This window comes from Brucella grignonensis (assembly GCF_002252505.1).
Classification (GTDB): Bacteria; Pseudomonadota; Alphaproteobacteria; order Rhizobiales; family Rhizobiaceae; genus Brucella; species Brucella grignonensis.
The window spans coordinates 79,699-93,479 of record NZ_NNRL01000163.1 but is presented as its reverse complement, the minus strand read 5'-3'; the positions used below and the strand labels follow the sequence as shown (position 1 = coordinate 93,479).

The following is a 13,781-nucleotide window of genomic DNA, read 5'->3' as shown; positions in this document are numbered from 1 at the left end:
CGGCTTAGAGCCGAGCTTTTTTATCACGTAATCATTGCGATCAGCGTGGCAATACAGACGATCCCATCAGATCCGCGTCGATTGCGTGGGCTGCCTGACGGCCTTCACGAATTGCCCAGACAACCAGCGACTGGCCGCGGCGCACGTCGCCTGCTGCATAGAGCTTGTCGACATTGGTGCGGTAGTCACGTTCATTGGCCTTCACGGAAGTTCCACCGCGACGATCCGTTGCGATCTCCAGCTTCTCGCCAAGTTCCTTGAGCACGCTGTTTTCTGCCGGGCCGAAGAAGCCGATTGCGATGAAAGCAAGATCAGCCTTGATGAAGAACTCGGAGCCAGCAATCGGCTTGCGCTTTTCATCAACCTGACAGCACTTCACATGGGTAAGCTTGCCGTCTTCGCCGATGAATTCAAGCGTTGCGACCTGAAACTCGCGGTTTGCGCCTTCAGCCTGACTGGAAGACGTACGCATCTTGGTTGCCCAATATGGCCAGACACTGAGCTTGTCTTCTCTTTCCGGTGGCTGCGGGCGAATATCGAGCTGTGTCACATTGACGGCGCCCTGACGGAAAGCCGTACCAACGCAGTCAGATGCCGTATCACCACCGCCGACAACGACGATATGCTTGCCACCGGCAAGGATTGGCGCTTCGTGCCATGCGACCGATTCAATGTTTTCGCGGCCAACGCGACGGTTTTGCTGAACCAGATAAGGCATGGCATCATGCACGCCTTCAAGGTCCGCACCCGGAATACCCGCTGGGCGCGGCTTTTCCGAACCGCCCGAGTAAAGCACGGCGTCATAGGTATCGAGCAAACCGCGCAACGGCTTGTCGACGCCGATATTGACGCCACACAGGAAACGAACGCCCTCGCCTTCCATCTGCGTGACGCGACGGTCGATCAGGTGCTTTTCCATCTTGAAGTCAGGAATGCCATAACGCAGCAGGCCGCCTGGACGGCTTTCACGTTCATAGACATCGACCATGTGACCAGCACGTGCCAACTGCTGCGCTGCTGCAAGGCCAGCTGGGCCTGAACCGATGATTGCGACCGACTTACCCGTCTTCTGTGCTGCTGGCTGCGGTACGATATGGCCAAGCTCATAAGCCTTGTCGCCCAGCGCCTGTTCAACCGTCTTGATCGCAACAGGTGTGTCTTCAAGGTTCAGCGTGCAGGCTTCTTCACAAGGCGCAGGGCAGACGCGACCCGTGAATTCCGGGAAGTTGTTGGTCAGATGCAGGTTGCGGATCGCCTGATCCCAGTTGTTGTTATAGACGAGATCATTCCAGTCCGGGATCTGATTGTGCACAGGACAGCCCGTTGGGCCATGGCAGAACGGAATGCCGCAATCCATGCAGCGTGCCGCCTGCTTTTGCACTTCACCATCCGTCATCGGTAGCGTAAATTCGCGGAAGTGACGAATGCGATCCGATGCTGGCTGGTACTTTGCGACCTGCCGGTCGATCTCGAGAAAACCAGTAACCTTACCCATTATTCTATGCTCCTCTCGCATTACCGTGCGCCATTTCAGGCGCACAAGCTCCGCGTTTCGATATAAGTTTACTCAGCTGCGACACCGATCTGCATACGCTCCATCTCTTCCAGAGCGCGGCGATATTCAACCGGCATGACCTTCACGAATTTCGGGCGATAGCTCTCCCAGTTATCGAGAATGTCTTTGGCGCGCGTGGAGCCCGTGTAATGCAGATGGTTGGCAATCAGCTGCACCAGACGTTCTTCGTCGTGGCGCGTCATGTTTGCCGATACATCCACACGGCCCTTGTGCATCAGGTCACCGCCGTGATGGTGCAACTTTTCGAGGATATCATCCTCTTCCGGCACCGGTTCCAGCTCGACCATTGCCATGTTGCAGCGCTGCGCGAAGTCACCGACTTCATCAAGCACATAGGCGACACCGCCCGACATGCCGGCTGCAAAGTTACGGCCAGTCTGGCCGATAACCACAACGACACCGCCCGTCATATATTCGCAGCCGTGGTCGCCCACGCCTTCGACAACCGTAACCGCACCGGAATTACGCACTGCGAAACGCTCGCCTGCCACACCACGGAAATAGCACTCGCCTTCAAGCGCACCGTAAAGCACGGTATTGCCCGCGATGATCGAGTCTTCAGCCACAATACGCGTATCTTCTGGCGGACGTATGACAATGCGACCGCCCGAAAGACCCTTGCCGATATAGTCGTTGCCATCGCCAATCAGTTCAAACGAGACACCGCGTGCAAGGAAGGCACCAAAGGACTGGCCAGCCGTACCGCGCAGGGTAACGGCAATGGTGTCTTCCGGCAGACCCTTGTGGCGGAAACGCTTGGCCACTTCGCCCGAAAGCATCGCACCTGCAGAACGGTCGACGTTCTTGATGTCGACATCGATCTTGACCGGCGTCTTGTTTTCCAGCGCAGGCATGGCTTCAGCAATCAGCGTGCGATCAAGAACATCTTCAATCGGATGATGCTGACGTTCGGTCCAGAAGATTTCGTGCTTCTCGGCTTCTGGCTTGTAGAAGATGCGGCTGAAGTCGAGACCCTTGGCCTTCCAATGATCGATCATGGTCTGCTTTTCGAGCAGTTCCGTTTCACCGATGATCTGCTCAAGCTTGGTGAAGCCCATCGCAGCCAGCAATGCCCGCACTTCTTCTGCCAGATAGAAGAAGAAGTTGATGACATGCTCAGGCGTACCCTTGAAGCGCTTGCGCAGAACAGGGTCCTGCGTGGCAACGCCCACAGGGCAGGTGTTGAGATGGCACTTGCGCATCATGATGCAGCCTGCTGCAATCAACGGAGCCGTCGAGAAACCGAACTCGTCGGCACCGAGCAGCGCACCTATAATCACGTCACGGCCGGTACGAAGACCGCCATCGACCTGAAGCGCGATGCGTGAGCGAAGACCGTTCAGCACCAGCGTCTGGTGGGTTTCGGCAAGGCCGATTTCCCATGGCGAACCGGCATGCTTCAATGAGGTGAGCGGAGACGCACCCGTGCCGCCATCATAGCCAGATACGGTGATGTGGTCCGCGCGTGCCTTGGCAACACCGGCAGCAACCGTACCAACACCCACTTCCGAAACCAGCTTAACCGAAATATCAGCAGCCGGATTGACGTTCTTCAGATCATAGATCAGCTGCGCCAGATCTTCGATCGAGTAGATGTCATGGTGTGGTGGAGGCGAAATGAGGCCAACGCCCGGCGTCGAGTGACGTGTCTTGGCGATGGTCGCATCGACCTTATGGCCCGGCAGCTGACCGCCTTCACCCGGCTTTGCACCCTGAGCAACCTTGATCTGGATAAGATCGGAGTTGACCAGATATTCCGTGGTCACCCCGAAGCGGCCCGATGCCACCTGCTTGATCGCAGAGCGTTCAGGGTTTGGTGTACCATCCGGCAGCGGATAGAAACGATCCGGCTCTTCACCGCCCTCACCCGTGTTCGACTTGCCACCCATGGCGTTCATTGCACGCGCAAGCGTGGTGTGGGCTTCACGCGAAATCGAGCCAAACGACATGGCGCCCGTCGAGAAACGCTTGACGATATCGACCGCCGATTCAACCTCTTCGATTGCAACCGGCTTGCGGCCGCTGGCTTCCGCAAAGCGAATATCGAACAGGCCACGAATGGTCTTTGCCTGCGCCGACTTGGAGTCGAGCATGGAAGTATATTCGGTGAACGTTTCCGGGTTTGATGTGCGAACGGCGTGCTGCAATTTTGCAACCGCATCGGGCGACCAGAGATGCGCTTCGCCACGCATACGGTAGGCATATTCGCCACCGACTTCGAGTGCGGTCAGCAGAACCGGGTCGTTGCCGAATGCATCGGTATGACGACGCACGGTTTCTTCCGCGATTTCTTCCAGACCAACGCCTTCGATGCTGGTTGCTGTGCCGAAGAAGAACTGATCGACAAAGCGGGTCTGCAAGCCGACGGCATCGAAAATCTGCGCGCCGCAATAGGACTGGTAGGTCGAGATGCCCATCTTGGACATGACCTTGAGAATGCCCTTGCCGATCGACTTGATGTAGCGCTTGACCACTTCATATTCGTCAACTTCCGGCGGGAACTCCCGGCGGCGATGCATGTCGAGAAGCGTGTCGAAGGCAAGATATGGGTTGATCGCTTCTGCACCATAGCCTGCAAGGCACGCGAAATGATGCACTTCGCGTGGCTCGCCCGATTCAACAACCAGACCGACCGATGTACGCAGACCCTTGCGGATCAGGTGATGGTGGACAGCAGCCGTTGCCAGCAGAGCCGGGATCGGAATGCGGTCCGGACCAACCTGACGATCCGACAGGATGACGATGTTGTAGCCGCCGTGAACGGCAGCTTCCGCGCGGTCGCACAGGCGTTCAATCGCTCCATGCATACCGGCAGCGCCTTCACCCGTATTATAGGTGATGTCGAGCGTCTTGGTGTCGAAGCGATCTTCCGTATGACCGATAGAGCGGATCTTTTCGAGATCACCATTGGTCAGGATCGGCTGGCGTACTTCCAGACGCTTGCGGCGCGAGGTGCCAACCAGATCGAAGATGTTCGGGCGCGGACCGATGAAGGAGACAAGGCTCATCACCAGCTCTTCGCGGATCGGATCAATCGGTGGGTTCGTGACCTGTGCGAAGTTCTGCTTGAAATAGGTGTAAAGCAGCTTCGACTTGTCGGACATGGCCGAAATCGGCGTATCCGTGCCCATCGAACCGATGGCTTCCTGACCGGTGGTGGCCATAGGCGACATCAAAAGCTTGGTGTCTTCCTGACTGTAACCGAACGACTGCTGACGGTCGAGCAGGCTCACATCCTTGCGCAGCGCGCGTGGTTCGACCGGGTTCAGGTCTTCCAGAATGAGCTGCGTGTTGGAAAGCCACTGCTTGTAAGGATGCTTCTGCGCAATCTGCGACTTGATTTCCTCATCCGAAACGATACGGCCTTCTTCCATATCGATGAGCAGCATACGGCCCGGCTGAAGACGCCACTTCTTGACGACCTTCTTTTCTTCGACAGGCAGAACTCCTGCTTCCGAAGCCAGAATGACAAAATCATCGTCAGTCACAATATAGCGGGCGGGACGCAGACCATTACGATCAAGCGTCGCGCCAATCTGGCGACCGTCGGTAAAGGCTACGGCAGCAGGACCATCCCATGGCTCCATGAGGGCCGCATGATACTCGTAGAACGCACGGCGTTCGTCCGACATCAGCTTGTTGCCCGACCATGCTTCCGGGATCAGCATCATCATCGCATGGGCGAGGCTGTAGCCACCTTGATGTAGGAATTCGAGCGCGTTATCGAAGCAGGCCGTATCCGATTGACCTTCATAGGAAATCGGCCAGAGCTTGGAAATATCGTTGCCGAACAGCTCCGAATCCACCGATGCCTGACGGGCAGCCATCCAGTTGACGTTGCCGCGCAGCGTGTTGATTTCGCCGTTATGCGCAACCATGCGATAGGGATGCGCCAGACGCCATGACGGGAAAGTGTTGGTCGAGAAGCGCTGGTGAACGAGCGCCACAGCACTTTCAAAGCGCGGATCTTTCAGATCGTTGTAATAGGCACCAACCTGATAGGCCAGGAACATGCCTTTATAGACAACCGTGCGCGCCGACATGGAAACGATATAGAAGCCCTTATCGTCGCCGTCGTTTTCCTGATAAATGCGGTTGGAAATGACCTTGCGCAGCACGAACAGGCGCCGTTCAAAATCATCGTCGGATTCAATCGTCGCGCTGCGCCCGATGAAAACCTGCATATGAAATGGTTCGGTCGCAGCAATATCCGGTGCCTTTGACAGCGAAGAGTTATCGACCGGCACCTGACGGAAACCGATGAAAGTCTGGCCTTCAGCGGCGATGACTTCCTTGACGACTTCCTCGATATGCGCGCGCAGTTCAGCATCGCGCGGCATGAAGAGATAGCCAACGGCATAGTGGCCCGGCTGTGGCAGGTCGATGCCCTGACGCGCCATTTCCTCGCGGAAGAAGCGATCTGGAATCTGCACAAGCATGCCCGCACCGTCGCCCATCAAAGGGTCGGCGCCAACCGCACCGCGATGGGTGAGGTTTTCAAGCATCTTGAGGCCGTTCTCTACGATCTGATGGGACTTCTGGCCTTTCATATGCGCGATAAAGCCAACGCCGCAGGCGTCACGCTCGTTACGCGGGTTGTAGAGGCCTTGGGCGGGGGGAGTGCCCGCCGAAGTTCGCGTTTTTCGGGTTGCTGTGGTGGAATTGGTCGCAGCTTTGACCGATCCGTTCTGACCGTTGTGTAAATCCACATGCGATACAGATGGCGTCAAATGCGGCATCGTCATTCCCTCCAGTGAGCGCGCGACCCTGCGCGCGATACGATAATGAACCGGAACGGCTATTCGTTCCTTAAGTGAACTTTTTGTGTGTGGGAGCCTTATCGAAAAGGCGTTGGACGACGTTCCGTGACCGATGGCACAGCCATCGAAAGGAATATTGTTTTAGCGCCTTAGTCTTTCAGGCTCGGACAAGCGACCTCAGCCCGCCATATGGCGCACCAAACTCCCCTGCCTCTTTAAGTGCCGCATTCCGCCGGGTTATCCCGATCCGCGCGGCACCTTCTTTCTGCAACTGACGGAAGCTTTGACAAGACACCTGACGATTACAGTGATGAATTGGACTGCAAGAGTGAATTAGTCAGCATTGCTGTCCTAATCACGTATGACAGAATTCAAATTCGCTCACAAGATGGAAACATGATTTTTTCGACGCCATTGCGAAACAAAGTGTCGCAGACATTCACATTCAAGTTATTTAATTGCGCTTCATGCTTGTTGCGTCAGTTTGGCACGGCTGGCGACAAGCATCGGATGTTCCGGAAAGTGACACTGGCCTTTCTCTTTTTAACATCCGCAGGCCTTACACCTGTAACCGAGTCCGGCTATAGACCTCTTCGATAAGGTCCCACTGCTGGCGGAGAACAACGTGCATTTTGCTTCAGACAACTGGGCAGGCGCCCACCCGAAAATCGCTGAAAGTCTCTCACTTCATGCCAACGGTTTTGCAGCCGCCTACGGGGCAAGCGAAATCGACAAGCGCGTAGAGCAGCGTTTCAATGAATTGTTCGAACGGGAAGTCGCTGTCTTCTTCGTCGGCACAGGCACAGCGGCCAACTCCTTGGCGCTGGCCAGCGTCAACCGTCCGGGTGGCGTCTCGCTCGTGCATCGCGAAGCGCATGTGATCGAAGATGAATGCGGTGCACCGGAATATTTCACCGGCGGCGCACGTCTACATCCCATTGATGGCGCAATGGGCCGTATTGATCCTGAATTGCTCAAGCGCGAACTCAAGCGTTTCAATCCGGCTTTCGTCCATGCCGGTCAGCCGATGGCAGTCAGCATCACGCAGGCCACGGAAGTCGGCACGCTTTATCAGCCGGAGCATATTTCCACGATTTCTGAAATCTGCCGTGGTGCGGGCCTGCCACTGCATATGGACGGTGCGCGCTTTGCCAACGCACTTGTATCGTTGGACATGACGCCTGCAGAAATGACCTGGAAACAGGGCGTCGATATCGTTTCCTTTGGCGGCACCAAGAATGGTTGCTGGTGTGCAGAAGCGCTCGTCTTCATGGACCCTGCCCGCGCCAAGGATCTTCCGTTCATCCGCAAACGTGCAGCACAGCTTTTCTCAAAGACCCGGTTTATTGCCGCTCAGTTTGATGCCTATCTCGAAGATAATCTTTGGATCGAGTTGGCGAAGCATTCCAATGCGCTGTCTGCGCGCCTTGCCCGCCACATTGATGCCTCAAGCCAGATGCGGCTTGCATGGAAGCCGGAAGCCAACGAGGTTTTCGCGATCATGAAGCAGTCCGTCTATGATCGCCTGCGCGATGCTGGCGCGATTTTCTACGACTGGAACCCTCCGCATTCCGAGGTCAATCGTATCAGCGAAGGCGAGATTTTCGCACGTTTCGTAACAAGTTTCGCCAATACTGAAGAAGAAATCGATCAGTTCGGCAAGCTTATCGCTTAAAGCGCGTATCCCAAAAGCCAAAAAAAGCGGCGCTGAATGCGCCGCTTTCTTTATATGTCAGTCTCTACAGAGATTAGTGGGCAGTTTTCGCCTCAATCTGCTGGGCATCAGCCGTCGATGCCTGGCTTACTTCGATCTTGCGCGGCTTCATCTGTTCAGGGATTTCGCGCTTGAGATCGATATGGAGCAAGCCGTTTTTAAGGCTGGCACCAGCGACTTCAACAAAGTCTGCAAGCTGGAAGCGGCGCTCAAAAGCACGCGAAGCAATGCCGCGATAAAGCACTTCACCTGTTTCAGAACCATCGTTCTCGGCCTTCTGGCCCTTGACGGTCAACTGATTGCGATGGGCTTCGATTTCAAGTTCGCTTTCCGAAAAGCCGGCCACGGCCATGGTGATGCGATAGGCGTTCTCACCGGTCCGCTCGATATTATATGGCGGATAGGACTGTGAACCTTCCGGCGATGCAAGCGTATCAAGCATCGAGGAAAAGAGACGGTCAAAACCAACGGTGGAACGATAGAGCGGGGAAAAATCAACGTGACGCATATGTAAGCCCTCCTTAAGAGCGACAAGAATGCTTTATATTGGCGGCAGAATTCCCATTCTGGCGAATTCCTCGTGCCGGCGATCCCGTATTCGGCGACCGCAAAACTCATTTGGGAATGCCGCTTTTTCATTTCAAGGCTGATTTGAAAGTGCATTGCAGAAAACACCGCGAGCCACCCCCGCATAACCAGAGAATAGCGTTACACGGCTTATCACCTGCCGTAACAACTCCTGATCGTTTGGGGCCTGCAAATTGGGGGATACGCCATGCAATGAACCCAAAATGAACATCATCTTCGGCGAGCGTTCAGGTGCTTGGGGCTATTGTCCCACTATGCCTGCTGAGAAGCGGGTTCATCAAAGGATTACGGTTATGAAAAAAGCTTTTCTTGCTTTTGCCGCACTTGCCACTGTCGCGACAGGGATCGCGACCACATCCCATGCGGCCGACAATGGGCTGCGCGTTCAGGTTCAGTATTACGACGATGACGGCTATCGTCCGCCTATGCCGCCACGCGGCGGACCACGCCCTGATTGGGATGGCCCGGATCGCGGATATGACCGTGGACCCAATCATGGACGGGGTCGCGGACCCGACTGGGGTGGCGATTACGGACGTCGCGATACGCTTGGCCCCCGCCAGGTTGCCCGTTCGCTGCAACGCCGTGGTTACGATGTTGGCGACATACGTCGTGATCGCGGTGCCTATTTCGTCAGGGCGACACGTCCGAGCGGTCGTCGCGTCATCGTCGTGGTTGACGCTTTCAGCGGTCGCATCATCGATGAGCGTCGTGCCGGTCGCGGCTGGTAATTCCAGCCAGAACCAACAGATCAACCCGTGTAACGTCCCTTGCACAGGTTGTTTCCTGAACCGGAAGTTTGCTCGCAAACTTCCGGTTACTTTTTATCATCCTTTATCCCATTATATGATGGTGCAAAATGTAACTTGGGACAAAAACCTGAATGCCAGATTTTCTTTTTGAGACCGATGCGAACCCCATACCGCCGGGAACGCAATCTGGCATGTTGGAAACACGGGACGGCAAGAGCTTGCGCTATGCGCTCCTCAAGTCGCAAACCAAGCCGTCACGCGGCACAATCATACTGCTGCAAGGTCGCAACGAATTTATCGAGAAATATTTCGAGACCATGTCCGAGCTTTCGGATCGCGGCTTTACCGTCGCCACCCTTGATTGGCGTGGCCAAGGCGGTTCGCACAGGCTGCTCAAGGATCGTTTGCGCGGCTATGTCGGTCGTTTCAGCGATTACACCAATGATCTTGATCAGTTTCTTACAGATGTTGTTCTGCCTGACTGCCCGCCGCCCTTCTATGTCTTTGCCCACTCCGCGGGAGCTTTAATTGCCTATTCATCGATGCCAAAGCTTGCATCACGCATTACGCGCATGGTGCTTTGCGCACCTTTGATGGGACTCGGCGGCTCACAATCGAGCGACGACAAGATGCGCCGCATCACCACCGGCTTGCGCTGGTTCGGTTTTGGCAGGCTTTATGCCGCGGCAGGGCGAAAGATGATTGACCGGCCTTTCGCCAATAATCCACTGACAAGCGATCCAGCGCGCTTTACGCGCAATATGGAAGTTGTGCGCAGCAATCCTGATCTGGCGCTCGGTGGCCCCACTGTGCGTTGGCTTGCGGGCGCGCTTGAAACCGCATCACTCATCAGGCGACCCGATTTTTATCAAGGGCCAGCAATTCCTGTGCTGATAATCGCGGCAGGTGCCGATCAGGTCGTTTCCACACCGGCAATAGAGCGCTTTGCTGCAAGCACACGCAATATCTCGCTGGTTGTCATCGATGGCGGACGCCATGAATTGTTGCAGGAAGCCGATTTCTACCGAGAGCAGGTTCTGGCGGCTTTTGATGCGTTCATTCCCGGAACCTCGGAAATTGAAGCGCAACCAGAAACCACAGAACCCGCAAATCCCGATCAGACGTAGAGTGCATCGGTATTCAAGTTAGAGCATTTCCAGCAAAAGTGCGAAGCAGTTTTGCGTCGGATAATGCGACAAAACAAAGAGATAGAGCATTTCCAATGATTCAAGAAAAACAGGAAATGCTCTCGCTGTTCAGCAGTTCAAGTGCCGCCTGATGCAATGCGGGAGATGCAGCAGCAACAATATCGCCGCCCTTTTCTGCCGGACCACCGTCACGCTGCGTTACAATACCACCCGCCTGCTCGATAATCGGGATCAGTGCCACAATGTCATAAGGCTGGAGGCCTGCTTCCACTACGATATCGGTAAAGCCGCCTGCAAGCATGGCAAAAGCGTAGCAATCGACACCATAACGCGACAGACGCACAGAACTCTCCAGCCGATCAAAACCTTTGCGCAGATCCCCCTTGAAGAGTGCGGGCGTTGTCGTGAACATGGTCGCGTCTTCAAGTCTGGCTTGAGAACGCACTGCCAGTCGACGTTGCTCTCCACCTTCGCGCATCAGATAAGAACCGTCACCGTCGCTATAGAACAGCTCGCCCGTAAAAGGCTGTGACATCATCCCAGCCCTGGCATCACCTTCAACTGTCAGGCCAACCAGCGTCCCCCATACCGGCAGACCGGATATGAAGGCGCGCGTTCCGTCAACCGGATCGATGACCCATACATGACTGCGATCAATATTCTCCGCGCCATATTCTTCGCCGAGGATGCCATGGTCTGGAAACTCGCGCCCGATCACGGCGCGAATCGCACGCTCCGCAGCGCGGTCTGCTTCCGTCACCGGATCAAATCCAGAGGTGTATTTATTGTCGACCGCCGTGAACTGGCGGAATCGCGGCAAGGTTTCAGCTGCAGCCACCGAAGCGACTTCGGAAAAAAATGCCCTATCGATCAGCAATCCCAATCTCCCATTTCCATAAGATGGTGCATTACTATGCAACTCGTACTAACATTGCCCATAATTTGAGCTATTAGTTTTTAGCTCAAAATTTATGCGTAATTCCTTGACGCATAAGGCTTTACAGCTTAGCTTAAAGGTCAGACAGGCTGTCCTGTCGGTGCCTTTCGGGGCATTTCCTCCCTAGTCTTTGGCCGCGCTTTCTTCATAGGAGCGCGGCTCTTTTTATCAGCATTTTATGTGAGATTCTCCGCAGCTTCAGGCAATTGAAAAGCGTGAGTTGCTATTCAGCTGCAAGCGGCGGCACGACCAGAAGTTCATCCGGCAGCGATGTCAGATCGCTCAAGAACTGATAGAGATCTGCACAAAGTGCGTCGAAGCCAGCCAGCTTCTGCAAGCTTTGTTCGTTCATATAGAGGCTGCGATTGACCTCGATCTGCAAGGCATAGCAAGCCACTGCTGGTCTACCATAATGCTCGGTGATGAAACCACCAGCATAAGGCTTGTTATGCGCTACCGTATAGCCAAGCCCCTGAAGCAGCTCGATAGCAGCTTGGGTCAATTGCTCACTGCACGAGCGACCAAAACGATCACCAATGATGAAATCAGGCCGACCGCCAATATCACCGGATCGCGTACCGCCCGGCATGGAATGGCAATCAATAAGCACCGAATAGCCAAAACGTTCATGAGTCGCCTGCAACAGAGCATCGAGCGTATTGTGATATGGCTTATAGAGGTCTTCAATCCGATAGAACGCTTCCTGCAGCGATATGCGTCCTGGATAAATAAGCTGCCCTTCACCAACCAGACGCGGAATGGTTCCCAGACCACCTGCCACACGCGCAGACTGGCTGTTAGCGAAAGGCGGCAGCGGCTCCACGAACATGCGTGGATCAAGCTCGAAGGGCTCACGATTCACATCAAGAAATGCGCGGGGGAAATGCGCTTTGAGCAAAGGAGCCCCCAGGCGGGGCACGTCTGCAAAAAGCTCATCAACGTAGCAATCCTCTGAGAACCGAATCGCCAGTGAGTCGAGCCGTGATTCTTCAAGAAACGACTTCGGATAGGCACGTCCGCTATGAGGTGAATTAAAAACAAAGGGAATTCGCTGCTGCGCAGGCGCGCAGACCTCATAAGGGGGTATCAGATGAAAATCACGTTCCAGACTCATACTTCAACCCGTCTCGATTGCCTTTTTGTCGACCGGTCAGGTGATAGTTATGCTTTAAAAGCAGTATCTTATGTCAACCCGGCCAGACACAATATCCGAAATTGCGAAACCCGCCTCTCCCTCTATGGACTGGCTCGCAAAACTATAAAAAGCTGTAACACATAACAGCTTGTTGCCAAACAGTGGCCATAACAATTAACATTTGCGAGAGCATTCATTTCATATTTACCAAAAACGCGTTTTCTAGTGCGAGAGCTGAGTCGTTACCTGCGCCGAAATGCGCGAACGAACGACATGAAATTCGGACGGACCAATGAAAAGAATTCTGCTAGCTGAAGACGACAACGATATGCGTCGCTTCCTTGTGAAAGCACTGGAAAAAGCGGGCTATCACGTCACTCATTTCGACAATGGCGCGAGCGCCTATGAAAGGCTGCGCGAAGAACCGTTCTCGCTGCTGCTGACCGATATCGTCATGCCGGAGATGGACGGTATTGAGCTCGCACGTCGCGCGACCGAAATCGACCCAGACCTCAAGATCATGTTCATCACAGGCTTCGCAGCGGTCGCACTCAACCCCGATTCGGACGCACCGCGCGATGCGAAAGTGCTTTCCAAGCCTTTCCACCTGCGTGACCTGGTGAATGAAATCGAAAAAATGCTGATCGCCGCCTAAGGCGACCGGCGGCTTTCCCGGCCTCGATAAACTATTCAACAACAAAGACGAATAAACTTCAAAAAAGAGCATTGACGGGCGCAGCGTGATATGGTGTATGCGCCACATCGAATGGGCGTATAGCTCAGCGGGAGAGCACTACATTGACATTGTAGGGGTCACAGGTTCAATCCCTGTTACGCCCACCATTCGATCTCCAAATGCATTGCATTTTCATGCGCTTATCAACGCCGAGCATAACTCGCTCGCCAAGGTGTTGCAAGTGGATGGTCGCAAATCCGGCGCATGCTGTGACTGTGCTGTGACACGTTGAGGCTGATTTCAAAACACATTAGATGGGATTGCGTACGCCTCGCGGCGTGGAATGATCGACACTCCACCCGATAAATGCGCTTCTCTCTTCAATACTTGCCGGGGTAATCCCCCCGGTGAAAAACAAACACGCACTCATATTATGCGGTGAAGTGCTGTTGTGAGCAGCAGCATCCCCTCATTTTTACGCGTAAAGACCCATAC

At 54.7% G+C, this 13,781-nt stretch carries 9 protein-coding genes and 1 tRNA gene; 5 read left to right on the top strand and 5 right to left on the bottom strand.

What is annotated here, in order from left to right; all coding sequences use genetic code 11:
- Window positions 1–40: 40 nt before the first annotated feature.
- Window positions 41–1,495, bottom strand: a complete 1,455-nt coding sequence (locus CEV33_RS14275; protein WP_094541111.1) for a glutamate synthase subunit beta — start codon at window positions 1,493–1,495, stop codon at window positions 41–43.
- 68 nt (window positions 1,496–1,563) lie between these two features.
- Window positions 1,564–6,315 carry a glutamate synthase large subunit gene (gene gltB, locus CEV33_RS14270; protein WP_094541723.1) on the bottom strand — a complete coding sequence of 1,584 codons (4,752 nt, stop codon included), beginning with the start codon at window positions 6,313–6,315 and terminating at the stop codon, window positions 1,564–1,566.
- Between the two features lie 646 nt (window positions 6,316–6,961).
- Between gltB and CEV33_RS14265 the strand changes: the two genes are divergently transcribed.
- On the top strand, window positions 6,962–8,011 hold the full coding sequence (locus tag CEV33_RS14265; protein ID WP_094541110.1) for a threonine aldolase family protein: 1,050 nt from the start codon (window positions 6,962–6,964) through the stop codon (window positions 8,009–8,011).
- A gap of 73 nt (window positions 8,012–8,084) precedes the next feature.
- Here CEV33_RS14265 and CEV33_RS14260 read toward each other — a convergent pair whose 3' ends face one another.
- Window positions 8,085–8,558 carry an Hsp20 family protein gene (locus tag CEV33_RS14260; protein ID WP_094541109.1) on the bottom strand — a complete coding sequence of 158 codons (474 nt, stop codon included), beginning with the start codon at window positions 8,556–8,558 and terminating at the stop codon, window positions 8,085–8,087.
- A 373-nt stretch (window positions 8,559–8,931) separates the two neighbouring features.
- Here CEV33_RS14260 and CEV33_RS14255 point away from each other — a divergent pair, with 373 nt between their 5' ends.
- Both CEV33_RS14255 and CEV33_RS14250 read left to right on the top strand, forming a co-directional pair.
- The gene (locus tag CEV33_RS14255) at window positions 8,932–9,369 is read left to right on the top strand and encodes a PepSY domain-containing protein (protein WP_094541108.1); all 438 of its coding nucleotides are present in this window, start codon (window positions 8,932–8,934) and stop codon (window positions 9,367–9,369) included.
- Window positions 9,370–9,521: 152 nt separating this feature from the next.
- Window positions 9,522–10,517, top strand: a complete 996-nt coding sequence (locus CEV33_RS14250) for an alpha/beta fold hydrolase (RefSeq protein ID WP_094541107.1) — start codon at window positions 9,522–9,524, stop codon at window positions 10,515–10,517.
- A 100-nt stretch (window positions 10,518–10,617) separates the two neighbouring features.
- On the opposite strand, the gene hisN is transcribed toward CEV33_RS14250, so the two are convergent.
- Both hisN and CEV33_RS14240 read right to left on the bottom strand, forming a co-directional pair.
- Window positions 10,618–11,415: a histidinol-phosphatase gene (hisN, locus tag CEV33_RS14245; protein WP_094541106.1), complete on the bottom strand. Its 798-nt coding sequence runs from the start codon at window positions 11,413–11,415 to the stop codon at window positions 10,618–10,620.
- A gap of 283 nt (window positions 11,416–11,698) precedes the next feature.
- Window positions 11,699–12,589: an N-formylglutamate amidohydrolase gene (locus CEV33_RS14240; protein WP_094541105.1), complete on the bottom strand. Its 891-nt coding sequence runs from the start codon at window positions 12,587–12,589 to the stop codon at window positions 11,699–11,701.
- A 313-nt stretch (window positions 12,590–12,902) separates the two neighbouring features.
- Here CEV33_RS14240 and cpdR point away from each other — a divergent pair, with 313 nt between their 5' ends.
- On the top strand, window positions 12,903–13,265 hold the full coding sequence (cpdR, locus tag CEV33_RS14235) for a cell cycle two-component system response regulator CpdR (RefSeq protein ID WP_007877205.1): 363 nt from the start codon (window positions 12,903–12,905) through the stop codon (window positions 13,263–13,265).
- 113 nt (window positions 13,266–13,378) lie between these two features.
- Window positions 13,379–13,453, top strand: a tRNA-Val gene (locus CEV33_RS14230).
- Window positions 13,454–13,781: the final 328 nt, after the last annotated feature.